The sequence below is a fragment of the Streptomyces sp. bgisy159 genome (genome assembly GCF_057707805.1).
In genome coordinates this window covers 105211-127875 of record NZ_JBYIQX010000015.1, presented here as the reverse complement: position 1 = coordinate 127875, position 22665 = coordinate 105211, and the positions used below count along the sequence as shown (strand labels likewise).

At 72.7% G+C, this 22665-nt stretch carries 24 protein-coding genes and 2 pseudogenes; 14 read left to right on the top strand and 12 right to left on the bottom strand.

The window, feature by feature from the left end:
- Window positions 1–3: 3 nt before the first annotated feature.
- A complete protein-coding gene (locus AC3ET3_RS17345) occupies window positions 4–474 on the bottom strand; it encodes a pyridoxamine 5'-phosphate oxidase family protein (protein WP_432138987.1) in 471 nt (156 codons plus the stop codon).
- 83 nt (window positions 475–557) lie between these two features.
- Between AC3ET3_RS17345 and AC3ET3_RS17340 the strand changes: the two genes are divergently transcribed.
- Window positions 558–1190 (top strand): cysteine hydrolase family protein, encoded by a 633-nt coding sequence (locus tag AC3ET3_RS17340; RefSeq protein ID WP_432138986.1) that lies wholly within the window; start codon window positions 558–560, stop codon window positions 1188–1190.
- Here AC3ET3_RS17340 and AC3ET3_RS17335 read toward each other — a convergent pair.
- Window positions 1177–1644, bottom strand: a complete 468-nt coding sequence (locus AC3ET3_RS17335) for a Rieske (2Fe-2S) protein (RefSeq protein WP_432157088.1) — start codon at window positions 1642–1644, stop codon at window positions 1177–1179. The genes AC3ET3_RS17340 and AC3ET3_RS17335 overlap by 14 nt on opposite strands.
- Before the next feature lie 104 nt (window positions 1645–1748).
- Between AC3ET3_RS17335 and AC3ET3_RS17330 the strand changes: the two genes are divergently transcribed.
- Together AC3ET3_RS17330 and AC3ET3_RS17325 are read left to right on the top strand one after the other, a co-directional pair.
- On the top strand, window positions 1749–2513 hold the full coding sequence (locus AC3ET3_RS17330; protein ID WP_432138984.1) for a HipA family kinase: 765 nt from the start codon (window positions 1749–1751) through the stop codon (window positions 2511–2513).
- Window positions 2510–2959 (top strand): DUF3037 domain-containing protein, encoded by a 450-nt coding sequence (locus AC3ET3_RS17325; RefSeq protein WP_432138983.1) that lies wholly within the window; start codon window positions 2510–2512, stop codon window positions 2957–2959. The genes AC3ET3_RS17330 and AC3ET3_RS17325 overlap by 4 nt, the downstream gene beginning before the upstream one ends.
- A gap of 314 nt (window positions 2960–3273) precedes the next feature.
- Here the strand turns inward: AC3ET3_RS17325 and AC3ET3_RS17320 are convergent, their stop codons facing one another.
- Window positions 3274–3714, bottom strand: a complete 441-nt coding sequence (locus tag AC3ET3_RS17320; protein ID WP_432138982.1) for an excalibur calcium-binding protein — start codon at window positions 3712–3714, stop codon at window positions 3274–3276.
- 318 nt (window positions 3715–4032) lie between these two features.
- Between AC3ET3_RS17320 and fabG the strand changes: the two genes are divergently transcribed.
- The 5 genes from fabG (at window position 4033) to AC3ET3_RS17295 (ending at window position 8741) form a co-directional block, all read left to right on the top strand.
- Window positions 4033–4794 carry a 3-oxoacyl-ACP reductase FabG gene (gene fabG, locus AC3ET3_RS17315; RefSeq protein ID WP_432138981.1) on the top strand — a complete coding sequence of 254 codons (762 nt, stop codon included), beginning with the start codon at window positions 4033–4035 and terminating at the stop codon, window positions 4792–4794.
- A 30-nt stretch (window positions 4795–4824) separates the two neighbouring features.
- Entirely contained in the window at window positions 4825–5577 is a 753-nt protein-coding gene (locus AC3ET3_RS17310) for an SDR family oxidoreductase (protein WP_432138980.1), read from the top strand.
- Between the two features lie 274 nt (window positions 5578–5851).
- Window positions 5852–7381, top strand: coding sequence for an ABC transporter substrate-binding protein (locus AC3ET3_RS17305; protein ID WP_432138979.1), 1530 nt, complete (start codon window positions 5852–5854; stop codon window positions 7379–7381).
- An 81-nt stretch (window positions 7382–7462) separates the two neighbouring features.
- Window positions 7463–8146 carry a uracil-DNA glycosylase gene (gene ung, locus AC3ET3_RS17300; protein WP_432138978.1) on the top strand — a complete coding sequence of 228 codons (684 nt, stop codon included), beginning with the start codon at window positions 7463–7465 and terminating at the stop codon, window positions 8144–8146.
- A gap of 100 nt (window positions 8147–8246) precedes the next feature.
- On the top strand, window positions 8247–8741 hold the full coding sequence (locus tag AC3ET3_RS17295) for a hypothetical protein (RefSeq protein ID WP_432157089.1): 495 nt from the start codon (window positions 8247–8249) through the stop codon (window positions 8739–8741).
- A gap of 85 nt (window positions 8742–8826) precedes the next feature.
- On the opposite strand, the gene AC3ET3_RS17290 is transcribed toward AC3ET3_RS17295, so the two are convergent.
- A complete protein-coding gene (locus tag AC3ET3_RS17290) occupies window positions 8827–9348 on the bottom strand; it encodes a hypothetical protein (protein WP_432157090.1) in 522 nt (173 codons plus the stop codon).
- Between the two features lie 113 nt (window positions 9349–9461).
- Window positions 9462–9974 carry a DinB family protein gene (locus tag AC3ET3_RS17285; protein ID WP_432138975.1) on the bottom strand — a complete coding sequence of 171 codons (513 nt, stop codon included), beginning with the start codon at window positions 9972–9974 and terminating at the stop codon, window positions 9462–9464.
- Between the two features lie 176 nt (window positions 9975–10150).
- On the opposite strand from AC3ET3_RS17285, the gene AC3ET3_RS17280 reads away from it, so the two are divergent.
- Window positions 10151–11062 carry a Gfo/Idh/MocA family protein gene (locus AC3ET3_RS17280; protein WP_432157117.1) on the top strand — a complete coding sequence of 304 codons (912 nt, stop codon included), beginning with the start codon at window positions 10151–10153 and terminating at the stop codon, window positions 11060–11062.
- Here AC3ET3_RS17280 and lnt read toward each other — a convergent pair.
- Window positions 10980–12545, bottom strand: coding sequence for an apolipoprotein N-acyltransferase (gene lnt, locus AC3ET3_RS17275; protein WP_432138974.1), 1566 nt, complete (start codon window positions 12543–12545; stop codon window positions 10980–10982). The genes AC3ET3_RS17280 and lnt overlap by 83 nt on opposite strands.
- Window positions 12546–12782: 237 nt before the next feature.
- Window positions 12783–13247, bottom strand: coding sequence for a nuclear transport factor 2 family protein (locus AC3ET3_RS17270; protein WP_432138973.1), 465 nt, complete (start codon window positions 13245–13247; stop codon window positions 12783–12785).
- Between the two features lie 92 nt (window positions 13248–13339).
- Here AC3ET3_RS17270 and AC3ET3_RS17265 point away from each other — a divergent pair.
- A pseudogene (locus tag AC3ET3_RS17265) lies at window positions 13340–13531 on the top strand (DUF4291 family protein); the annotation flags it as partial.
- 210 nt (window positions 13532–13741) lie between these two features.
- Here AC3ET3_RS17265 and AC3ET3_RS17260 read toward each other — a convergent pair.
- On the bottom strand, window positions 13742–14722 hold the full coding sequence (locus AC3ET3_RS17260) for a hypothetical protein (RefSeq protein ID WP_435612439.1): 981 nt from the start codon (window positions 14720–14722) through the stop codon (window positions 13742–13744).
- Between the two features lie 286 nt (window positions 14723–15008).
- On the opposite strand from AC3ET3_RS17260, the pseudogene AC3ET3_RS17255 reads away from it, so the two are divergent.
- Window positions 15009–16109 (top strand): annotated as a pseudogene (locus AC3ET3_RS17255) (alpha/beta fold hydrolase); the annotation flags it as partial.
- Window positions 16110–16111: 2 nt separating this feature from the next.
- Window positions 16112–16690, top strand: a complete 579-nt coding sequence (locus tag AC3ET3_RS17250) for a DUF4291 domain-containing protein (protein WP_435612444.1) — start codon at window positions 16112–16114, stop codon at window positions 16688–16690.
- 36 nt (window positions 16691–16726) lie between these two features.
- Here AC3ET3_RS17250 and AC3ET3_RS17245 read toward each other — a convergent pair whose 3' ends face one another.
- The 3 genes from AC3ET3_RS17245 to AC3ET3_RS17235 all read right to left on the bottom strand — a co-directional run bounded on the left by AC3ET3_RS17245 (window position 16727) and on the right by AC3ET3_RS17235 (window position 18817).
- Window positions 16727–16906 (bottom strand): hypothetical protein, encoded by a 180-nt coding sequence (locus AC3ET3_RS17245; protein ID WP_432138970.1) that lies wholly within the window; start codon window positions 16904–16906, stop codon window positions 16727–16729.
- Window positions 16907–17006: 100 nt separating this feature from the next.
- The gene (locus AC3ET3_RS17240) at window positions 17007–17882 is read right to left on the bottom strand and encodes an undecaprenyl-diphosphate phosphatase (RefSeq protein ID WP_432157092.1); all 876 of its coding nucleotides are present in this window, start codon (window positions 17880–17882) and stop codon (window positions 17007–17009) included.
- Between the two features lie 149 nt (window positions 17883–18031).
- A complete protein-coding gene (locus AC3ET3_RS17235; protein ID WP_432136852.1) occupies window positions 18032–18817 on the bottom strand; it encodes a TVP38/TMEM64 family protein in 786 nt (261 codons plus the stop codon).
- Between the two features lie 358 nt (window positions 18818–19175).
- Between AC3ET3_RS17235 and tuf the strand changes: the two genes are divergently transcribed.
- Both tuf and AC3ET3_RS17225 read left to right on the top strand, forming a co-directional pair.
- Entirely contained in the window at window positions 19176–20345 is a 1170-nt protein-coding gene (gene tuf / locus AC3ET3_RS17230) for an elongation factor Tu (RefSeq protein WP_432136853.1), read from the top strand.
- A gap of 154 nt (window positions 20346–20499) precedes the next feature.
- Complete coding sequence (locus AC3ET3_RS17225) at window positions 20500–21345, top strand: spermidine synthase (RefSeq protein WP_432136854.1); 846 nt, start codon at window positions 20500–20502, stop codon at window positions 21343–21345.
- On the opposite strand, the gene AC3ET3_RS17220 is transcribed toward AC3ET3_RS17225, so the two are convergent.
- On the bottom strand, window positions 21307–22641 hold the full coding sequence (locus tag AC3ET3_RS17220; protein WP_435612438.1) for an MFS transporter: 1335 nt from the start codon (window positions 22639–22641) through the stop codon (window positions 21307–21309). The two genes, AC3ET3_RS17225 and AC3ET3_RS17220, sit on opposite strands and share 39 nt — an antisense overlap.
- Window positions 22642–22665 lie beyond the last annotated feature (24 nt).

Sequence of the window (22665 nt, the reverse complement as noted above, 5' to 3'; positions counted from 1 at the left end):
CGCTCAGCGGTCGCCCAGCTTGCGGAAGTCCCACGACACCACCTTGCGCGGCCGCAACCGCAGCCAGGCGTGCCGGCCATCGTGCGGCATGGCGTCCAGGCCGAAGTTCTTGCGGGCGAACAGCGTCTCCACGCTGTCGAGTTCGGCGCACAGCTCCCCGGTGCGCGGGATCTCGCCCACGAACTCCACGGTCCCCGACAGCTCCACGCCACGCAACTGCTCGTACTCCTCGCCCGTGTCGACCACGACGGCCACCCGCGGGTCGCGCCGCAGGTCCGCCCACCGCTTGCTGCGCACCACCGAGTACAGCCACAACGCGCTGCCGTCCCACAGGAACCACAGCGCGCTCACGTGCGGGACGCCGTCGGCGGACACGGTGGCCACCCGGCAGGTGCGCTGGGTGGTGAGGAACGCGTCGAGCTCACCCGGCGTCATCATGATCTTGCGGCCCCGGCGCTGCTCCGTCACCGTCATCGTTGCCCCCTCGTCATGTCTTCCCTCGCCACGCGGCGGTGGCTAGTGTCGCCCGACCACCCGCAGGTGACCAGGGGGACGCCATGCCGTCGTACGAGGAACACGGTGCGATCCTTGATCCCGTGAGCAGCGTCCTGCTCACGGTCGAATGCCAGCAGGGCGTCGTCGGTCCCGACGCGGCCCTGCCCGAACTGGCCCGCGAGGCCCGGCGGTCGGGTGCCCTCGCCAACGTGGCCCGGCTGGTGACCGCCGCCCACGACGGTGGCGTGCAGGTGATCCACGCCGTCGCCGAGCGCCGCCCCGACGGGCGCGGCGCCGGCCGCAACGCCCGCCTCTTCCGCGCCGCCGAACGCCTCCCCGTCCAGCAGCTCGCCGGCACCGCCGCCGTCCGGGTCGCCGACCCCGTCGAGGTCGCGGCGCGGGACATCGTGGTACGGCGGCTGCACGGCCTGTCGCCCGTCCAGGGCACCGAGGTCGACGCGCTGCTGCGCAACCTGGGCTGCCGGACCCTCGTCGTCGCCGGGGTCTCGGCCAACGTGGCCATCCCCAACGCCGTCTTCGACGCGGTGAACCTGGGCTACACCGCCGTCGTGCCGACGGACGCCATCGCGGGGGTACCGGCCGACTACACCCGCGCGATGATCCGCCACACCCTCGCCCTGGTCGCCACCCTCACCACCACGGACGAGCTGACCGGCCGCCTCAGGCGAGCGTGATCGAGTCCCCGTTCACCGTGATCGGCACCGAGGGCAGCGGCTTCTTCGCCGGCCCCGACTGCACACTGCCGTCCTCGACGGAGAAGTTGCTGTTGTGGCAGGGGCAGTTGATGACGCCGTCGGCGATGCTCTTCACCGCACAGCCCTGGTGGGTGCAGACCGCCGAGAAGGCCTTGAACTCGCCGGCCTTCGGCTGGGTCACGACCACCTTCTGGTCGGCGAACACCTTTCCGCCGCCCTCCGGGATGTCGGCCGTCGTGGCCAGCGCGCCGGCGGCGCCGGCGTTCGCACCGCCGCCCGCGGCCTGCCCGGTCTCGCCGCCGGTCACGTCGGACGATCCGCCGTCCGAGTCCCCGCACGCGGTCAGCGCCACGGCGAGCCCCGCGGCTCCGGCCGCCGCGACGACCGTTCGACGGGCGGGCCCCGGTGCGGAGTTGAACGATGCGCTGGTCATGCTGGTGTTTCCCTTCGGGGAGATGGCGTGATCCGCCCAGAGGTACGCGGCGAAGGCACCCGCTGTTCAGCCGGCCGGTCGGCTCTCCCCGGTAACCTGGGGCGATGCTCAAGGACGTCACCGCCACCCGCTTCGTCACCCCCCTGCGGGAGGGCGGCTCGCTGCCGGGCCTCGTCGAGGCCGACGACTTCGGTTTCTACGTCATGAAGTTCACCGGCGCGGGACAGGGCCGCAAGACGCTGGTGGCGGAGGTCGTCTGCGGAGAGCTCGCCCGGCGGCTCGGCTTCCGGATGCCCCGCCTCGTCACCGTCCACCTCGATCCGCTGCTCGGGCTCGGCGAACCCGACGACCGGGTGCAGGAACTGCTGAAGTCCAGCGGCGGCACCAACCTCGGCATGGACTTCCTCTCCGGCGCCCTCGGCTACGACCCGCTCGCCTTCCCGGTGGACGCGCGCGAGGCCGGCCGGGTCGTCTGGTTCGACGCGCTGGTCAACAACGTCGACCGGTCCTGGCGAAACCCCAACCTTCTGGTGCTGCACGGCGAGCTGTGGCTGATCGACCACGGCGCCACCATGATCTGGCAGCACAACTGGCCCTCCGCCGAGACCTCGGCGACCCGCTCCTACGACGCTGCCGATCACGCCCTCGCCCGGTTCGCCCCCGACGTGGCCGGCGCCGCTGCCGACCTGGCGCCCCGGATCACCGAGGACCTCCTCGCCGAGGTGACCGCCGAGATCCCCGACGCCTGGCTCGCCGACGAGCCCGGCTTCACCGACCCCGACGACCTGCGCCGCGCCTACGCCCGCCCGCTGCTCGCGCGCGCCGCCGTCATCCACGAGCGCATCACCGGGATCGAGGAGACGAAGTGAGCGAGAGCCGCATCAACGTCGCCGGGCACCTGACCGAGCGGCACATCACCCGGGCCGGCCAGGGCGGCGGCCGGGACGTCTTCGAGTACGCGGTGCTGCGCGTCGTCCCGCGTGTCGAGCGCGGTGAGTGCGTCAACGCGGGGGTGCTGGTGTACTGCCGTGCCCGGTCCTACGTCGGCGCCCGCACCCACCTCGACGAGGCGCGGCTGCTGGCGCTCGACCCGCGGGCGGACGTGTCCGGCGTGCGGGCCGCGCTGGCGGCGGTGGAGCGGGTCTGCGGCGGCGGCGAGAGCGCGGGCCAGGCGGCCGCCGACGACGCCGGCCGCCGCTTCCGCTGGCTGGTCGCCCCCCGCTCCACGATCGTCCAGCCCGGCCCCGTCCACACCGGCCTCACCACCGACCCGGCAGCGGAGACGGACCGCCTCCTGGACCTGCTGGTGCGGTGAGCCGACACCGGCGGGTCCGGTGGCGGGGGCCGAGCCCGGCCCGCCCGGCTACGGTCGCCGCGGGCCGGTGATGTCCGTGGCGAGCGGTCCGCCGGATCGCGGACCGGGCGACCGGCCCCGCGGGTCTGGCGGCTCCGGACCCGGCCGGCCCGACCGTGGACCGGGCGCCCGGCCCGGTGGGCCCGGCGGGTCCGGACCGGTCGGCGCGACCGCGGACCGGGCAACCGGACCTGGAGGTCCGGCGGGCCCGCCCGGCCGGCGCCGCCCCGGGCACCGGCTGCGCCGGACCGGCCCGCACCCCCGGGTCTGCCCGGTCAGCGGCGGCGGACGGCCGGGAAGCCGTGCCGTGGGCTTCGCCGGCGTCCGAGCAGGAAGCCCGTCCCCACGGCGGCGCCGGTCACGAAGACCAGACCGATCCCGATGTCCCAGTCGCTCGGCCCGGTCCGCGTCGAGCCGCCCAGACCGCCCTGCGTCCCGCGCGTCGGCACGACGGCGGCCGGTGCCGAGGGCCTGCTGGTGGACGAGGTGACCGGGTCGCCCCGGTGGGGAAGCGCCTCGCACGGGATGCCGTCGTCGTCGGCGTCGAGCCGGTTGGGGTCACTCGGGTCGGCGTCGAAGACGGCCTGGGCGTCCTCCTGGTAGGTGAAGTGGCGGCAGTCGAGGTCCACGTCCTGGGCCTGCGCGGGGCCGGCCGCCGGCACGATCGCGGCGACCGCGAAGAGCACGCCGACGGCACCGGTATGGCTGCGGGGCATGAGATGCCTCCCTCTGCGGTGCGGATGGCTCGCGCTTCGACGCTAGGGCCGGTCTGCCGACCGCCGCCTGCCGGGCGGCGCCCCCGGCCGGGCCGCGACGGGCGACGGGAATCGCAGGACGGGCCCTGGCAACGCCCTGGACGCGGGACGTGTGACGGTGGGCCGATCGGGTGATGGATCACATGCGGCGGGTGGGCCGTTGACACCGGGTGCCAGGGCTTCTAGCGTCACGTCTGCTGAAGGTACTAAGCGGTCGCTCACCGCGGATCGCGGTTCCCCGGCACGTCACGTTCTCTCAAGGGCGAGGAGATCCACCCCATGTCCACCACTGAGCAGCGGGTCGCAGTTGTCACCGGCGCCGCGCGCGGCATCGGCGCCGCCACCGCCGTACGGCTGGCCGCCGAGGGCCGCGCGGTCGCGGTGATCGACCTCGACGAGGCCGCCTGCAAGGACACCGTCGAGAAGATCACCGCGGCCGGCGGCAAAGCCATCGCGGTCGGCGCCGACGTGTCCGACGAGGCCCAGGTCGAGGCGGCGGTCGCGCGGATCGTCACGGAACTCGGCGCCCCGACCATCCTGGTCAACAACGCGGGTGTGCTCCGTGACAACCTGCTGTTCAAGATGAGCGTCTCCGACTGGGACACCGTCCTGAACGTGCACCTGCGCGGCTCGTTCCTGATGACCAAGGCCGTCCAGAAGCACATGGTGGACGCCGGCTTCGGCCGTGTGGTCAACCTGTCGTCGTCCTCCGCGCTCGGCAACCGCGGCCAGGCCAACTACTCCGCCGCCAAGGCCGGCCTGCAGGGCTTCACCAAGACCCTCGCCATCGAGCTGGGCAAGTTCGGCATCACCGCCAACGCGGTCGCCCCCGGCTTCATCGCCACCGACATGACCGCCGCGACCGCCGAACGCGTCGGCATGGGCTTCGACGACTTCAAGAAGGCCGCCGCCAGTCAGATCCCCGTCCAGCGCGTCGGCGAGCCCGAGGACATCGCGGGCGCCGTCGCCTTCTTCACCGGCGAGGCGGCCGGCTTCGTCTCCGGCCAGGTGCTGTACGTCGCCGGCGGCCCGCTCAACTGACCTCAGGGACAGGGAACAGGACACACCCTCATGACTGAACTCTCCGGCAAGGTCGCGCTGATCACCGGCGCCAGCCGCGGCATCGGATACGGCGTCGCCGAGGCGCTCGTCGCCCGCGGTGACCGCGTCTGCATCACCGGCCGCAACGAGGACGCCCTCAAGGAGGCCGTCGAGCGGCTCGGCGCCGACCGCGCGATCCACGTCGCCGGCAAGGCCCACGACGAGGCCCACCAGGCCACCGCCGTCGAGCGGACCATGGAGGCCTTCGGCCGCGTCGACTTCCTGGTCAACAACGCCGGAACGAACCCGGTGTTCGGGCCGATCGCCGACCTCGACCTGGGCGTGGCGCGCAAGGTCTTCGAGACCAACGTGATCTCCGCGCTCGGCTTCGCCCAGAAGACCTGGCACGCCTGGCAGAAGGACAACGGCGGCGCGATCGTCAACATCGCCTCCGTCGCCGGCCTCGCCCCCTCACCCTTCATCGCCGCGTACGGCGTCAGCAAGGCCGCGCTGATCAACCTCACCCAGCAGCTCGCCCACGAGTTCGCGCCCCGGGTGCGGGTCAACGCCATCGCTCCCGCCGTGGTGAAGACCAAGTTCGCCCAGGCGCTCTACGAGGGCCGGGAGGAGGAGGCCGCCGCGGCCTACCCGCTCGCCCGGCTCGGCGTGCCCTCCGACATCGGCGGGGCCGCGGCCTTCCTCACCTCCGGGCAGTCCGACTGGGTCACCGGCCAGACCCTCGTAGTGGACGGCGGCATCTTCCTCAACGCCGGCGTCGGCTGACCTCACCGGGACCCCCGACCGGCGGGTCACGAAGGGCTCACGACAGGCGCCGTTTCCTTGACGGGAACGGCGCCTTTGTCGTCGTACGGAGGCCGGACGGCCGCCTGACAACGTAGTCGGACACGAGTGGATCAAGACCTTGGTACACACCTGGTTAAACCCCGGTGGTGCTGCGGTATGGTCTGCCAACCCTTGGTACGGCAGATCGAGGAGCGTGTACGTGTTCAACCGGAAGCGAAGCCTTCGCCAAGTGGCGGCGATCGCCTCCATAGGCATGATCGCTGGATGTGGCTACTTCTCGGACAGCGGCTCCGACGATCAGGGGCCGATCGTCGTCGGCACCACCAGCCCCGTCAGCACCCTCGATCCGGCCGCCTCCTGGGACGGTTCCTGGGAGTTGTTCCGCAACGTCTACCAGACGCTGCTGGCCTACCCGCCCGGCGCGATCACGCCCGAGCCCGACGCCGCCAAGAGCTGCGAGTTCACGGACACCGGCAACCGCGCCTACCGCTGCGAGCTGCGGGAGGGCCTGACCTTCTCCAACGGCGACAAGCTCGACGCCCAGGCCGTGAAGTACTCCATCGACCGGATCCTCAAGATCAACGCTGCGACCGGTCCCGCCGGACTGCTCGGCAGCCTCGACCGGGTCCAGGTGCGCGGCGACCTGGAGGTCGTCTTCCAGCTCAACAAGTCCGACGCCACCTTCCCGTTCGTGCTCGCCACCCCGGCCATGTCGATCGTCCCCCCGGACGACTACCCGGCCGACGCCCTGCGCGAGAAGTCCGGCATCATCGGCTCCGGGCCCTACAAGCTGGAGAACTACAAGGAAGGTGAGCGCGCCGAACTGGTGCGCAACGACCGCTACAAGGGCTTCGCCGAGCGGCGCAACGACGCGGTCACCGTCCGCTACTTCCAGGACTCGGGCGCCATGGTCAAGGCGCTGCGCGACCGCGACATCGACGTCACCTACCGCGGTCTGGCCGCCGACGACATCGTCTCGCTGGAGGGCAAGAGCAGCGAGAACGAGGGGCTGAGCATCGTCGAGGGTACCGGGGCGAGCATCGACTACCTGGTCTTCAACCCGAAGGACAAGTGGGCCGCCAAGCCCGCCGTCCGCAAGGCCATCGCCCAGATCATCGACCGGCCCGCCCTCGCCCGCACGATCTACAAGAACACCGTCCAGCCCCTGTACTCCATGGTCCCGCAGGGCCTGACCGGCCACACCACCGTCTTCTTCGACGACTTCGGCAACCCCGACCCGGAGAAGGCCAAGGAGATCCTCACCGACGAGGGCATCACCGACCCCGTACCCCTCACCTTCTGGTACACCTCCGACCGCTACGGCTCCGAGACGGCCCTGGAGTTCAAGGAACTCAAGCGCCAGCTGGAGGCGACGGGGCTCTTCGAGATCACCCTCAAGAGCCGCCCGTGGAAGGAGTACGTCGACGGCTACCAGAAGGGCGAGTACCCGGTCTTCGGGCGCGGATGGTCCCCCGACTTCCCCGACGCGGACAACTTCATCGCCCCCTTCGTCGGCGAGCAGAACGCCCTGGGCACGCCCTACAAGGCGACCCGGATCACCGACGTCCTGCTGCCGCGCTCCCGGCAGGAGAGCGACCGCGCCAACGTGGTGAAGGACTTCGAGGAGGCCCAGAAGGTCCTCGTCGACGACGTCCGGCTGCTGCCGCTGTGGCAGGGCAAGCAGTACGTCGCGGCCAACGAGGACATCTCGGGCGGCGAGCGCTCCCTGGACGCGTCGACGATCATGCTGCTGTGGGAGCTGTCCCGCAAGACGAGCTGGTAATCGCCCTCCGGGACCCGGTTGTCAGTGGTCGCCTGTAGGTTCTGAGACCTGCAAGCGACCGCACGACCGAAGGACGTTGACGTGACCGACACCGCCATGCTGCCCGAGTCCTGGCGCGGGGTGCTGGGCGACGAGCTGCAGCAGCCCTACTTCAAGGAGCTGACGGAGTTCGTCGAGGAGGAGCGGGCGAAGGGTCCCGTCTACCCGCCGCGCGAGGAGGTCTTCGCCGCCCTCGACGCGACGCCGTACGACAAGGTGAAGGTGCTGGTCCTCGGCCAGGACCCCTACCACGGTGAGGGTCAGGGCCACGGCCTGTGCTTCTCGGTGCGGCCCGGGGTGCGGGTCCCGCCGTCCCTGCGCAACATCTACAAGGAGATGCACGAGGAGCTGGGCACCCCCGTCCCGGACAACGGCTATCTCATGCCGTGGGCCGAGCAGGGGGTGCTGCTGCTCAACGCGGTCCTCACCGTCCGCTCGGGTGAGGCCAACTCGCACAAGGGCAAGGGCTGGGAGAAGTTCACCGACGCCGTGATCCGTGCGGTGGCCGGCCGGCCCGACCCGGCGGTCTTCGTGCTGTGGGGCAACTACGCGCAGAAGAAGCTCCCGCTGATCGACGAGACCCGGCACGTGGTGGTCAAGGGCGCGCACCCCTCGCCGCTGTCCGCGAAGAAGTTCTTCGGCTCCCGCCCCTTCACGCAGATCAACCAGGCGGTGGCCGCGCAGGGCCACGAGCCGATCGACTGGACCATCCCGAACCTCGGCTGATCCCCGCCGGGCCCGTCCGCCCGGGGCCGGTCCGGTGCCGCCTGACCGGGATCGCCGCCCGCTGCCGTTAGCGTCGTCCCCAGGACGCGAGGAGGTCACGGTGGCGGAGCGACAGGGGCAGACGGCGCCGGACGCGGTGCTGACGCGGATCGGGCAGGTCGTCATGCTGCACCACGGCGGCGACCGCGAGGAGGCCCGACGGCGCCTCCTCGACCTCTGGTCGGAGCTGGGCGAACAGGGCGATCCGCTGCACCGCTGCACGCTCGCCCACTATCTGGCCGACACCCAGGACGATCCCGAGCACGAACTGGCCTGGGACCTGCGGGCGCTGACCGCGGCTGAGGAGCACGAGGAATCTCCCGCCGCCCGGTCGCTCTACCCCTCGCTGCATCTGAACCTGGCGGTGGACTACGCGAGACTGGGCCGCCCCGACGCCGCCCGCTCCCATCTGCGGGCGGCCCGCAGCGCCGCCGACGCGCTGCGGGAGGACGGCCACGGCGACCGGACGCGTGCGGCGATCAGACGGCTGGAGCTACGGCTCGGGGAGGGCGGCGCCGGCGGCGAGGGCTGGGGACCGCCGAGGCAACGGCCGTAGCCCCGGGCGGGGGGACGAGCGTCCGGGCTTGGGACGGCGCGGGGCCGGGACGGGCGCGAGGCTTGGGACGGGCGCGCGGGCGGGGTCATCGCCCGTACGTCTCCTCGCAGATCACCGCCTCGGGACTGCCCGACCGCCAGCCCCCGTACTTCTTGCCCAGCGCGCACACGTCGGCGTTCTTCCGCACCTCCCGCGTCACCTCGCGCGACAGGTCCTGCGGGTCCGGAACCCCGGCGCCGGAGTGCGCGGCCCGCCGGGGCGAAGGGTGTGCCGGGCGGGGGCGCGGTCGCTCCGGCACCCGCGGCCGTTCCGGCTGCCGAGGCCGCTCCCGCGCCGCGTCACCGGGGGGCCGCTCCGCCCCGGGGCGCTCCGACCGCGCGGCCCCGTCCGCCTCGGGAGGCACCCCCACCATCTCCAGCGCCTCCTGTACGGGCGCCTGCACCACCTGGGCCTCGGCCTGCCCCTCCGGCCGAGGAGCGGACGGCTGGGAGGGCGCCGCGGGCCGCGGTCCGGGCACGGGCGGACGCTGCTGGACGGTCATGCACCCGGAGAGAGCCGAGACGGCCACGGTGACCAGGAGCGTTGCGGTAGTCGTCGTTCGCTGCACCCGCGCCACTCTGCTGCGTCACGCCCCCGTGAACGACGGCGGACAAGCGGAGGATGCCCCAGACGGGTGATCTCCCGCCCCCTACGAGGGGTTCACGACGACGCGCGCTGACGTCATTCGCCGGTGGTGCCGTCGAGGCGCTCCCGGATCAGGTCGGCGTGGCCGTTGTGCCGGGCGTACTCCTCGATCATGTGGGTGTAGATCCAGCGCAGGTTGTAGGGCCTGCCGGTGCGCCGGCCGGTGCCCTGCGACAGGACGTCGAGGCCCAGCTCGGCGGCGCTCATGCGGGCGGCCTCGATCTCCGCCTGCCAGGTGGCGTGGGCCTCGGCCCAGGTGTCGGAGTCGGTGAAGTGGAAGTCGCCGTCGGGGTCCTCGTCGGTGTAGTAGACCGGGCCGGCGTCCTCGCCGGTGAGGACGGTGCGGAACCACCACCGCTCCACCTCCGCCATGTGCCGTACCAGCCCCAGCAGCGTCAGTTCGGAGGGCTCCACGGCGGCGGTGCGGAGCTGGGCCTCGGAAAGCCCCTGGCACTTGAGGTCCAGAGTCCGGCGGTGGTAGTCCAGCCAGCCCTCCAGCATGGTGCGCTCGTCGGCGGTCTGGTCGGGGCTGTGGCGTTCGATGGTCATCCCCGTATCCTCGCCGCTCACCCGCCCACACCACCATGGCTTTTTCCGCCCCGGGCGGCCCCGCGGCGGGTCCGCCCGGGGCCGGCAGCACGGTCGGGGCGCCTGCCGCGCGGAGCACGCCGCCCGGGGGCCGTATCCTGCCGTGCAGGTGTTCGCAGGCAGTGAGGGAGTTCCAGGTGAAGATCGGCTGCATCGGCCTCGGTGACATCGCGCAGAAGGCGTACCTGCCGGTGCTCGGGATGCAGCCGGGGGTCGAACTCCACCTGCAGACCCGCACGCCCGCCACCCTCGACCGGGTCGCCGACACCTACCACCTGCCCGCCGGTCAGCGACACCGCGACCTCGACGCCCTGCTCGCGGCGGGTCTCGACGCCGCCTTCGTGCACGCGCCCACCGAGACCCACCCGTCGATCGTCACCCGGCTCCTGGACGCGGGCGTCCCCACCTACGTGGACAAGCCGCTGGCCTACGAACTCGCCGACTCCCAGCGGCTGGTGGACCTCGCCGAGGCCCGCGGGACCAGCCTCGCCGTCGGCTTCAACCGGCGCCACGCACCCGGCTACGCCCAGTGCGCCGACCACCCGCGCGAGCTGATCCTCCTGCAGAAGAACCGGGTCGGCCTGCCCGAGGAACCCCGCACGATGATCCTCGACGACTTCATCCACGTCGTGGACACCCTGCGCTTCCTGGCGCCCGGCGAGATCGACGACGTCACCGTCCGCGCCCGGGTCCGGGACGGCCTGCTGCACCACGTCGTCCTCCAGCTGGCCGGGGACGGCTTCACCGCGCTCGGCGTCATGAACCGGCTCAGCGGCTCCAACGAGGAGATCCTGGAGGTCTCCGGGCAGGACACCAAACGCCAGGTGGTGAACCTGGCCGAAGTGATCGACCACAAGGGGCAGCCGACCGTGCGCCGACGCGGCGACTGGGTGCCGGTGGCCCGCCAGCGCGGCATCGAGCAGGTGGTGCTCGCCTTCCTGGACGCCGTGCGCGCCGGGAAGGTGCTCAGCGCCCGGGACGCGCTCGCGACCCACGAACTGTGCGAGCGGGTGGTCCGAGCGGTGCGGGAGCACCCCGGCGCGGCCTGAGCGCCCGCCGGCCCTCCGCCGCCCCCGCCACGGCGAGTACCAGCAGCGCCCCGTACACCGGCCAGTCCCCGAACCGCACGAACGGCGTGACCCCGCCGGCCAGCGGCACCTCGTACACGGCCGTCGCTCCCGCGTCCGTGTCCAGCAGCGGTCCCACCCGGGCTCCCCGCGCGTCGTACACCGCCGAGACCCCCGTCAGCGTGGCGTGTACGAACGGGCGGCCCGTCTCGGCGGCGCGCAGCGCCCCGAGCGAGGCGTGCTGCCGCGGCGCCCAGCTGCTCTGGAACGTCGACGTCGCGGTCTGGCCGACGACGACGTCGGCGCCGTCGGCGGCCAGCCGGCGGCTCATGTCGGGGAACGCCGTCTCGAAACAGACCAGCGGGCCGATCCGCAGCCCCGGTGCGGCCTGCATCAGCGCCTGCCCGGTGCCGCGCCGCCTGTCCTCGCCGGCCGCGTCACCCACCGAGGTGGCCCAGCCGAGCAGGGCGCGGGCCGGGACGTACTCGCCGAACGGCACCAGCCGCATCTTGTCGTAGCGGTCGCCGGTCGGGCCGCCGGGACCGACCAGGATCGAGCTCTTGTAGATGCCGGGCCGGTCGGAGCGGCGGGCGTCGACGTTGACCAGCAGGTCCGCTCCGGTCGCCGCCGCCAGGCCGGCGATCCGCCGGGCCAGGTCGGGCCGTTCGGCGAGGTCGTGACCGACGCTGCTCTCGCCCCAGACGACCAGGTCGACGTCCTGGCCGATCAGCCGGCGGGTCAGCTGCTCCTCCCGGTCGAAGCGCCGCTCCGGCCCGTCGACGACCCCCGCCTGGACTACGGCGATCCGGACCCGGCCGGTCTCCGGCGGGCGGGGCGCCCACGCCCAGGCCGCCGAGGCCGCGGCGGCCGTGGCCGTCAGCCCGGCGACCGCCCGGACGCGCGCGGAGGGCACGGCGACCAGGATCGCGACGGCGACGTTGACGGCCACGACCAGAAAGCTCAGCAGCCACACCCCGCCCACGGAGGCCAGCCGCAGCGCAGGTGTCACCTGCCACTGGGTCGAGCCGAGCATGCCCCACGGACCGCCGAGCCCTTCCCAGGAGCGGACCAGCTCGATCGTCAGCCAGCCCGAGGGCACCACCAGCAGGGCCGCCGGAGCCCGCCCCGACGAGGGCCCGCCGGTCAGGAACCGCTGGACCAGCAGGCCCCACGGCGCCCACAGCACGCCGAGCAGCGCGGCGATGACGAAGGTGAACACATGGAGGTTCGGCAGCAGCCAGTGGTGCATGCCGAGCATGAACCCGAACCCGCCGCACCAGCCGTCGTACGCCGCGCGGCGCCCGCTGGGCGCCCCACGGACCAGCAGCAGCCAGGGAACGAGGGCCACGTACGCCCACCACCACAGGGACGGGGCGGGGAAGGCGAGCACGGGGAGCGCACCCGCCGACGCGGCGAGCGCGGACCGCCCCCAGGGGGAGGCGAGCCCCCGGCCGAACCACTTCATGAGCGCCTCCTGCCCGGTGCTGGCTCCAGTGTGCCGCCTCACGGCGATCTCCGGCACACGGCACGGCGGCGCGGCGCGGCTCCGGCAGGGGCGCGGCGGCGGGTCGCGCGCGGGGCCGAGGGCTGCCGCCGGGGCCGAGGTCTCTGGTCGGGGCCGGACGCGTGGCCGGACCCCGGCGTGTGGCAGCCTGGAGCTGCCGTGGCCGGCGACGGGAGGCCGCCGAGCGGCGGCGGTGTGCTACGGCTGGGGGAGCCGGCGCCACTTCTCCCGCACGGCCACCGTGCGCACCCGCCAGCCGTCGGGGGTGCGCAGCAGCCCGAAGGCGTAGCGGCCGCCGCAGATGAAGTCGGGCGGGGAGACGTCGCCGTCGCCGCCGCTCAGGCGCATGGGGTTGACGTAGTCGGCGTGGACTCGTGCCGTGTCGCCGTCGTCCTGCTCCAGGAGTCCGAAGCGCAGTCGGCGGTTGACGATGAGGTGTTGCCGCATCGGGAACCGCCGCATGCTGTCGGCGAGCCACTGCGCGACCTCCTGGACCCGGCCCTCGATGCCGCCGGCGGAGCGGTAGTCGGCCCGGCCGTCGAGGGTGAAGAGGCTCCGGTACGCCGGCCAGTCGCCGTCGTCGACCGCTGTCGCGTAGTCGGTGATCAGGACGTCGATGGCCAGACGGTCCATCACGGTGGCGAGCTCCGCACGCTGCGTCATGAGCCGAGTGTTGGGCACGCGCTGCGCCGGGCCAAGGGGGCGTGCGGCGATATTCGGTGGCCGAACGGCCCGGTCGGCGCGAGGCTGAGGCCGTGAACGATCAGCCGGAGAACGGTCAGCCGGTCGAGGGCATCGATGGTGCGGAACCCAGGTTCCGTATTCGGGCCCGCTACACGGAGTCCACGATCACCGTGTATCAGGCCTACCGGCCGAAGATCGGCCGGGCGGCCGCCCGCACCGGGCGGTTCCCGTCCGCGTGGAGCCGTGAGCGCATGACCTGGATCATCAAACCGCGTTCACAACCGGATCCGTGGTGCGTCGCCGAGCAGTACGCAGGCTGAACTCGCGGGTGCCGACCGAGCCGCACAGGGCACAACGCCATCCCCCGCCCTGCGCCGCGACCGGACACGGCTGAGCGCCTCGGCGTCCCTGCCTGCGCGGGCCGGTCCGCCGCTCCGGCGATCGCCCCGACAAACCGTCCGATGCTCGGTCAGTCAGTGACCCGGCTCCGTCACTCGCAGCTGCCGCAGCAGGCCGCCGTAGTCCTCGTCGTCGTCACTGATGAAGATCGGAAAAGAGCCGGAGACCAACGCAACGCCTTCGACCTTGAGCCCCGAGCTCCGGGCGAGCATCTGCGCCGGCTTGACGGGAGCCAGCCGCGCACCGAGGGGTCCGCCCCGCTGAACCGTGGCCGCGCGGTACACGGCACTGTCGAAGGGCCCGAGGTCACCGGGGTCGTAAGCGGCCGAGACGTAGAGATTGCCCTTCGCGTCGATGTCGAGGCCGGAGGCAGGGCGCGCACCCGGCGGCTCGGGCGCGGTGAACGAGACGGACGTCCATTTCCTGCCGAACGTGATCGCACCGCTCCTGCCGACCGTCAGACGCGTCATGTTGATGCGGGTGGTGTCGCTCCCCTGCGCCCGCTCGGCGTACACGAAGTAGTCTCGCCCGCCGACCGTTGCGACGGCGGTGGCCTCGACGTTGGTGAGCGGCTCGGGTGTCTTCGGCCACGGCACCGAGCCCACGATCTCGACATCGAGGTTCTTGTCCCACCGCGCGAGGTAGATGGTGGGGTCGGGGTCATCGCCGTCGGCGTTGCTCTCCACCAGCAGCGCCTCGTCTCGGCCTGGCAGCCGGGCAATGCTCTCCAGGTCGTTCGGCACGCTGGGGAAGTCCACGTGAAGCTCCTCGACGGTGATCCCGTCGGGGTCGACGGGCGTCCGCACGATCGCCAGGCGCGGCAGGTCGCGTTCGGCCGCGTTGTCCCTCGCGTCGTGGCAGATCAGGAAGACCTCTCGTGACTCCGCGTCGCGCCCCGGGGCGGTGAACCCGCGCTCGGTGGCGAGCCAGGCGATGCCGCTGAACTCGCGTGGTGCCACCCTGACCCGGCTCGCGCCGGAGGACGAGACGCCGGTGGACCTCTCGACGCCGCACGCGGCCAGCGTCAGGAGGTTCAGTCCGACGACAGTCGACAACAGGCTACGTGTCAGAAACCGACGTCTCATCATGTGTCCTTTCGTTGCGCGGCGAGCACTGCCACGGGTCCCGGCCCGCTCGGGACGCTAGGGCAGAGGCCGTTCGGTTCCCACCAGGCGCCGCCGGAATATCACCGGTCTGGCGGTGAACCTCCGTGAAGGGAGATGATCGCGTTCATGGCTTCCCGGTGTTCGAGGGATTCGGGATCCCCGGTCGCCGACTGCGCCACCGCGCCCTGAATACCGGGCTTGACGCCCTCTGAGTGGTCTGTGAGCGCGGCTTGACATGGGTCATCAAGCCGCGTTGACAGTTTCCGCAGCGGAAGCCGACAGGAACCTGCAGCCAGAGGCCGGGGCACGGCGGTTCGGCGGAGGGTTCCGCCAGGTGCCGCCGAGGCGTGCGGAGCAGGGGTGCCCGCACCTCTGCGGTGGGCTGACCGGGCGGCGTGGGAAATTGCCCGGGCCGGCACGACCCGACATGATCGTTCCCCGAGTCGCGGAAGTGCTGAGTCGGGCGAGCCTGGCCGCATCCGCAGAGCGATGTGGCCAGGCGTTTGCCGCTGTGCAGGAGGAGGGCGAGATGCGCGGTGTGCGCAGTGGCCACGTCACCATGAACGACGGCGTACGGCTGCACTATCTCGAGGCCGGCAGCGGTCCGGACATGCTTCTCGTCCCCGGCTGGTCGCAGACCGCCGCGCAATGGAGGCACCAGATCGCCGACTTCGCGCGCACGCATCATGTGATCGCGGTCGACCACCGCGGCCACGGCGGATCCGACAGGCCGGATCACGGCTACCGGGTCGCTCGTCTGTCGACGGACCTCCATCAGCTCATTCATCTCCTGGACCTCACCGAGGTCGTCTGGGTGGCCCACTCCATGGGCTGCGCGCTGGCGTGGTCCTACTGGGACCTGTTCGGTGGGGACCGGCTGGCGCGCCTGGTGCTGTTCGACGAACCCGCCGTTCTGGTCCGCCAGCCGTACTGGCCGGACGGCTTGGCCGAACGCCTTGGCGCGTTGTACGGGCTCGGACAAGTCGCCGATGTCGTCGCAGGACTCCGCGACCCGCGCTCGGATGCCGAGATCCTCAGTGCCGAATTCCTCAATGCCATGTGGACCCAGGCCGCCGACGAGGGGGACCGTCAGTGGGTTCTCGCCCAGAACCTGCTCCTGCCCAGGGAGTACGCCGGAAGACTACTGCTGGACAACGTCATGCAGGACTGGCGTGACATCCTGCCCAGGATCACCGTTCCGACACTGGTCATCGGAGGGAACGACAGCATGATCCCCTCCACTGCCGCGCGGTCAGTGGCCTTGGCCATTCCCGGGGCCGTCGTGCGGATCCTCAGCGAGCGTGCCGGCCACTTCGCATTCTGGGAGAACCCCGTCGCATTCAACCGGGAGGTCCGGGCCTTCCTCGACATGCCCGTCGACGCCGACGGGCACCTGGTGTCGGCCCGGCGGGCACACAACGACGCGGCAAGCCCGCAGGAAGGGTCTGCGAACACGGCTTGACGTGGGGCAAGCCGTCGTTCCTGTGGATGATGTACCGCTGCGGCTGGGGCACCAAGGAGAACCAGGAGGCCGTGCTCGCCGTGGAGATCACCCGCGCGGGCTTCGAATGGGCGTTGCGCAATGCCTGCCTGTCCCACCACGTGCCCGAGCTGCACGGGGAAATCGCCCACTGGAAGCGGCAGTTGAGGGAGGCGCCGGCGCGGGTGCAGTGGGATCCCGAGCGGGATCTGCACCACCAGCCCCTGCCTCACCGGTCGCTCCAGCTGGGGCTGTGCGGGGAGGCGACCCGCCGGTACGCGGACGAGTGGATCGTCGGGATCGAGGACGTGACCCCGCTGGCCAGGGAGATCCACGGCCGGGTGCGCGCCGCTGAACTGGACGGCGCGCGGGCGCTGTTGCCGCGTGAGCGTCCCTATCCGGTGGCCGAGGCGACGGTCGCTCACCTGCGCAGGTGAGCCGTGAGCCGTGACCGCCGGCGGGGGCTGGGGGCTTCAGGCGGCTTCGACGACCCCGCCGCGGATCGCCTCGGCCCACTCGACCACCAGCAGCTCGTACTCCGCGCGCTCCTGAGCCGACAGCGATCCGCCGGCCCGCAGCCACAGGGCCCGGATGCGCTCGTTTAACTCGGCAGCGGACCGCACGGAACCAGGGAAGGCACATTCGGGGGACATAGACCAAGCCTAGGCGCAAGCCATGACAGCGCGCTACCGCACCGCTACCGATCCCCTATGGGCTTGGTCACGACTGTTCGACCCGTCGGCCCAGGGGGAGTCAGCCCGCCGACTCGCCCGCGTGGGGGCTCAGCACTCCCGTGGCGACCAGGGCCACGAGGACGATGCCGAGGGCGACGCGGTAGTAGACGAAGGGCATGAAGGACTTGGTGCTGATGAACTTCATGAACCAGGCGATGACGGCGTAGCCGCTGACGAAGGCGATCACCGTGGCGAACAGGGTGGGGCCCCAGGCCACGTGGTCGCTCTCCATCGCGTCCTTGAGCTCGAAGACCCCGGAGGCGAGGACCGCCGGGATGGCGAGGAGGAAGGAGTAGCGGGCCGCCGCCTCGCGCTTGTAGCCCATGAACAGGCCGCCGCTGATCGTGGCGCCGGAGCGGGAGACGCCGGGGATCAGGGCGCACGCCTGGCACAGTCCGAAGATCAGGCCGTCCCGCACGCCGAGGTTCTGCAGCGTCTTGCGCTGCTTGGGCGCCCGGTGCCGGCCGCCCTTCTCGTCGCGGGCCGCGAGCCGGTCCGCGATGCCGATGACCACGCCGACGACGATCAGCATGGTCGCCGTGATGCGCAGATCACGGAACGGCCCCTCGATCTGGTCCTTCAGCGTCAGCCCGAGCACCCCGATGGGGATCGAGCCCACGATGACCAGCCAGCCCATCCGGGCGTCCGGGTCCCGGCGCATCTCCTTGTCGGCCAGCGACCGCGTCCACGACGTGAGGATTCGCCCGATGTCCTTGCGGAAGTAGATCAGCACCGCCGCCTCCGTGCCGATCTGCGTGATCGCCGTGAAGGCCGCGCCCGGGTCCTCCCATCCGGAGAACGCCGCGGTGAGGCGCAGGTGCGCGCTGGAGGAGACGGGAAGGAACTCGGTCAGCCCCTGGACGAGTCCGAGGATGAGGGATTCAAACCAAGACATGAAGTTACGGAGTCCAAGTGCCGATCGGTGGGAGGGGCGACAGACGGACGCGGCGTTCGCCGCGACTGATCACGTGTGCCGGGGGCAGCCTAGCGCCCCGGTATGACTGGTCCGTCACAGGGGCTTCGTGAACGCCCCCGTACCGCCTCTCACTTCGCGCGCAGATGGTGCCGCTTGCGCCAGGCCACCACCGCGCCCGCCACCGCCGGCACCGCGATCCCGGCCAGCGCCACCAGGAAGGCCGGTGAGGTCGGCGCCGACGCCCGGGCCCCCGCCACCGCGTACGCGGCCGTGTTCGGCACCGAGCCCAGCCCGGTCGCCACGAGGAACGGCAGCCAGCCCATCCGGGAGACCGCCGCGCAGTAGTTCGCCGCCCAGAACGGCACCCCGGGAAACAGCCGTACCGCCATCATCGAGCGGAAACCCCGCCGGCTGAGTTGTCCGTCCGCCGCGGTCAGCCACCGCCCCCGCAGCAGCGGCCGCAACGCGTCCTGGCCCAGCAGTCGGCCCAGCCCGAAGGCCAGGCCGGCGCCGATCACGGTGCCCGCCAGCGCCGCCCCCAGCCCCAGCTGGGAACCGAACAGCGCGCCGGCCGCCAGGTTCAGCAGCGGGCGCGGCACGAACGCCACCGTGCACAGGCCGTAGGCGACCGCGAACACCGCCGCCGCACCGACCCCGCCCAGGTGGGGTGGCCAGCCGTCGGCGAGCAGCCGTTGCGGCTCGAACATCAGCACCCCGGTCGCGGCCGACGCCAGCAGCGCGACCAGCAGGGCGAACCGGGACCACGGCGACAGCAGGACACGCGTGCAGCGCGTGGCGAACCCGGGGGACGGCGTGGGGACGACGACCGAGGCGGGGGCGAGAGCGAGCTCCGCGACGGCGGCCGGGGGTGCGGCCGCGCCGGTGCTCCCAGAGCGGATGGGTGCGTCGAGCATCCGGCGACAGTAACCGACGAACATGTCTGATCGCCGTATGGTCCGTCTCACGGGCGCCATCGATCCGGCCGTCGGCGACAGGACACCACCGGTCCGGGCGTTCGGAAAACCGTTCGACTACGGGCGGTGGGTCGGCGAGGATCGACGCCATGGTCCGGTACGCCTTCGTCGTCGCAGCATCCGCCGTCGCGGATGCTCCGAAGGCTGCCGCCGCGCACCTCCCGGCCGCCCTCGACGGCGCCCGAGGCTGACCCTCCCCGGATCGTCCGGCGGACCCCCCAGGGGGAGGGTCGGCGAGTGACTGGGGTCCCGCTTCCTTCTCACCGCGCACCGCGCGGAGGCTTCGAGGTACCCAGCCATGCCCAAGACGGCGTACGTCCGCACCAAACCGCACCTCAACATCGGCACCATGGGCCATGTCGACCACGGCAAGACCACGCTCACCGCGGCCATCACCAAGGTCCTCGCCGACCGCGGCAGCGGCACCTTCGTACCGTTCGACCGGATCGACCGGGCGCCGGAGGAGGCCGAGCGCGGCATCACCATCGACATCGCGCACGTCGAGTACGAGACCGACACCCGCCACTACGCGCACGTCGACATGCCCGGCCACGCCGACTACGTCAAGAACATGGTCACGGGTGCCGCGCAGCTCGACGGGGCGATCCTCGTCGTCTCCGCGCTCGACGGGATCATGCCGCAGACCGCCGAACACGTGCTGCTCGCCCGCCAGGTGGGCGTCGACCACATCGTCGTCGCCCTCAACAAGGCCGACGCGGGCGACGAGGAGCTCGCCGACCTCGTCGAACTGGAGGTCCGCGACCTCCTCTCCGCCCACGGCTACGGCGGCGACTCCGCGCCGGTCGTACGGGTCTCGGGCCTCAGGGCGCTGGAGGGCGACCCCCGGTGGACGGCTGCCGTGGAGGCGTTGCTCGACGCCGTGGACACCTACGTGCCGATGCCGGAGCGGTACGTCGACGCGCCCTTCCTGCTGCCGGTGGAGAACGTGCTGACCATCACCGGGCGGGGCACCGTGGTGACCGGTGCCGTCGAGCGGGGCGCGGTGCGCGTCGGCGACCGGGTCGACGTGCTCGGCGCCGGTGTGCAGACCGTCGTCACCGGCCTGGAGACCTTCGGGAAACCGATGGCCGAGGCGCAGGCCGGGGACAGCGTGGCGCTGCTGCTGCGCGGCGTTCCCCGGGACGCCGTCCGGCGCGGACACGTCGTCGCCGCGCCGGGCAGCGTGGTGCCGCGACGCCGCTTCACCGCGCGGGTGTACGTGCTCTCCGCGCGCGAGGGCGGTCGCACGACGGCGATCACCAGCGGGTACCGGCCGCAGTTCTACATCCGTACCGCCGACGTCGTGGGGGACGTGGACCTCGGTGAGGCGGGCGTCGCCCGGCCGGGGGAGACGGTGACGATGACCGTCGAGCTGGGGCGGGACGTCCCGCTGGAGCCAGGGCTGGGCTTCGCCGTCCGCGAGGGCGGCAGGACCGTGGGTGCGGGGACCGTCACGGCCCTCGGGTGAGGACGACGCGGACGGGGAGGGGAACCGCTGGCCGGACGGCACCGGCCGCGCGGTTCCCCGCGCCTCCTCGGGCTGCCTGCCGCCGGCGCCTCCTCGGGCCGACTGCCCGCCCGCGGCCGGCCGGGAGCCGGCCGGCCGCGGGCACAATGGGACGGTGAACGAAGCCGTCCCCGTCTCCCGCGCCGTCGACCACGGCACCGCCAAACTGATGCCCGACGTCGACCGGGCGCGGGCCTGGCTGCTGACCGTGGACGGGGCGCCCCAGTCGTACGTGGACCTGGACGACCCGACCCATCTGGAGTTCGAGTACGCCCGGCGGCTCGGACACGTACTGGACACCGCCGCTGAGGCGGGCCGCCCGCTGGACGTGCTCCACCTCGGCGGGGGCGCGCTGACCCTGCCCCGTTACGTCGCCGCCACCCGGCCGGGGTCCCAGCAGGACGTGGTCGAGGCCGACGGGGCGCTGCTGGCGCTGGTCGCCGAGTTCCTGCCGCTCGGAGAGGGCTCGGGGATCGTCCTCCACCACGGCGACGCCCGGCGCGGGCTGGAGAACGCCCCGGACGGCTCCGCAGACGTGGTGGTCGGCGACGTCTTCGGCGGCTCCCGGGTCCCCGCGCACCTGACCACCCTGGCCTACGCCCGTGAGGCCGGCCGGGTGCTGCGCCCCGACGGGGTCTACGTGGCGAACCTCCCCGACGGGGCGCCGTTCACCTTCCTGCGTTCCCAGCTCGCCACCCTCGCCGCGGTGTTCCCGGAACTCGTCCTCATCGCGGAGCCGGGCGTGCTGCGCGGGCGGCGGTTCGGCAACGCGGTGCTGGCCGCCGCGCACCGCCCCCTCGACGTCGCCGCGCTGGCCCGGCTGACGGCGGGCGACGCGTTTCCGGCCCGGGTGGAGTCGGGGGCCGCGGTCCGGGCGTTCACCGGGGACGCCCGGCCCGTGCGGGACGCGGACGCGGTCCCGTCACCCCTGCCCCCCGAGGGCTCCTTCGGGATCGGCTGACGACTCGGCCGGATACCCGCCCGGCGGCGGTCCGGCCTCGGGGGTCCGGCCCGTCACCCGCTGGGTGCGCCGGGTCAGGTGCCGTACGTCGGGGACACACAGCACCGCGGCCGTGACGACGACGACCAGCCCGGCGCAGCCCCACAGCGCCGCCGGCCGGCCGAACGCCGACTCCGCGGGACCGGCCAGCGCCGTCGCCGGCGGCACCAGCGCCACCGAGCCGAACCAGTCGTAGGCCGAGACCCGGGACAGCTTGTCCTCCGGTATCTCCTGGTGCAGCGCGGTCATCCAGGACACGCCGAACACCTCCAGGGTGACGCCGGTCAGGAACATCACCGCACACAGCACCGCGACCGGGACGGGGACCGCGAGCGCGGCCGACGGCAGCGCCAGCGGGAAGACGCACAGGGTGCCCACGAACAGCAGGCGGCGCGGCTTCCACCGGGTCATCAGCAGGGCGCCGGCCACGGTGCCGGCGCCGAAACAGCCCAGGGCGAGACCCCAGGGGCCCGGTCCGCCGAGGTGATCGTCGGCCACGAGCGGCCCGTAGACGGCGTCGGCGGCGCCCACGACGGCGTTCGCGATGGAGAACTGCAGCACGATGCCCCACAGCCAGGGCCGGCCGCTCACCTCCCGCCAGCCCTCACGCAGGTCGGCGAGCAGCCCGCCGCCCGGCGCGCGCCGCGGCAGGTCCCGGACGTCGAGGAACGCGCGCAGCGCACCGGCGACGGCGAACGCGGCGGCGTCCGCCGCAAGGACCCAGCCGGGGCCGACGACCGCCACCAGGGCCCCGCCGAGTGCCGCACCGCCCACGGCCGCGCCCTGCATCGCCATCCGGAACACCGCGAAGGCACGGCCGGCCTGCTCGCCCTCGACCGAGGACAGCAGCATGCCCTCGGCCGCCGGGCTGAAGAACGCCTGGCCGGTGCCGCCCAGCGCGGTCAGCAGCATCATCTGCCACAACCGGGGCTCGCCGAGCAGCACCAGCGCGCCGAAGGCGCCCTGCGACAGGAAGTTGAGGGCGTTGGCCGCGACCATCACCCGGTGTCGCGGCAGCCGGTCCGCGACCGCGCCGCCGACCAGCAGGAACAGCACCAGGGGCAGCGTGCGCGCGGCGGCCACCAGACCGACGTCGCCGCCGTCGCCGCCCGCCTCCAGCACGGCGAAGGCGGCGGCGATGAGAGCGCCCTGACTGCCCAGGTTCGTCACGAACGCGGCGGCGGTCAGCAGGCTGTAGTTGCGGCCCGCCCAGGAGGGTCGGCGCAGGCGGCGGCGGGTTTCGGCGGCTGGGGTCACCGGGTGACTATCGCCGCCGGGGCC

Bases quoted from the DNA above. Each gene is read 5' to 3' on its own strand.
- AC3ET3_RS17345 (WP_432138987.1), bottom strand. From the start codon at position 474: ATGACGGTGACGGAGCAGCGCCGGGGCCGCAAGATCATGATGACGCCG.
- lnt (WP_432138974.1), bottom strand. From the start codon at position 12,545: ATGAAGTGGTTCGGCCGGGGGCTCGCCTCCCCCTGGGGGCGGTCCGCG.
- AC3ET3_RS17340 (WP_432138986.1), top strand. From the start codon at position 558: ATGCCGTCGTACGAGGAACACGGTGCGATCCTTGATCCCGTGAGCAGC.
- AC3ET3_RS17335 (WP_432157088.1), bottom strand. From the start codon at position 1,644: ATGACCAGCGCATCGTTCAACTCCGCACCGGGGCCCGCCCGTCGAACG.
- AC3ET3_RS17235 (WP_432136852.1), bottom strand. From the start codon at position 18,817: ATGCTCGACGCACCCATCCGCTCTGGGAGCACCGGCGCGGCCGCACCC.
- AC3ET3_RS17330 (WP_432138984.1), top strand. From the start codon at position 1,749: ATGCTCAAGGACGTCACCGCCACCCGCTTCGTCACCCCCCTGCGGGAG.
- AC3ET3_RS17245 (WP_432138970.1), bottom strand. From the start codon at position 16,906: ATGTCCCCCGAATGTGCCTTCCCTGGTTCCGTGCGGTCCGCTGCCGAG.
- AC3ET3_RS17240 (WP_432157092.1), bottom strand. From the start codon at position 17,882: ATGTCTTGGTTTGAATCCCTCATCCTCGGACTCGTCCAGGGGCTGACC.
- AC3ET3_RS17270 (WP_432138973.1), bottom strand. From the start codon at position 13,247: ATGACGCAGCGTGCGGAGCTCGCCACCGTGATGGACCGTCTGGCCATC.
- tuf (WP_432136853.1), top strand. From the start codon at position 19,176: ATGCCCAAGACGGCGTACGTCCGCACCAAACCGCACCTCAACATCGGC.
- fabG (WP_432138981.1), top strand. From the start codon at position 4,033: ATGTCCACCACTGAGCAGCGGGTCGCAGTTGTCACCGGCGCCGCGCGC.
- AC3ET3_RS17305 (WP_432138979.1), top strand. From the start codon at position 5,852: ATGATCGCTGGATGTGGCTACTTCTCGGACAGCGGCTCCGACGATCAG.
- AC3ET3_RS17320 (WP_432138982.1), bottom strand. From the start codon at position 3,714: ATGCCCCGCAGCCATACCGGTGCCGTCGGCGTGCTCTTCGCGGTCGCC.
- AC3ET3_RS17285 (WP_432138975.1), bottom strand. From the start codon at position 9,974: ATGACCATCGAACGCCACAGCCCCGACCAGACCGCCGACGAGCGCACC.
- AC3ET3_RS17310 (WP_432138980.1), top strand. From the start codon at position 4,825: ATGACTGAACTCTCCGGCAAGGTCGCGCTGATCACCGGCGCCAGCCGC.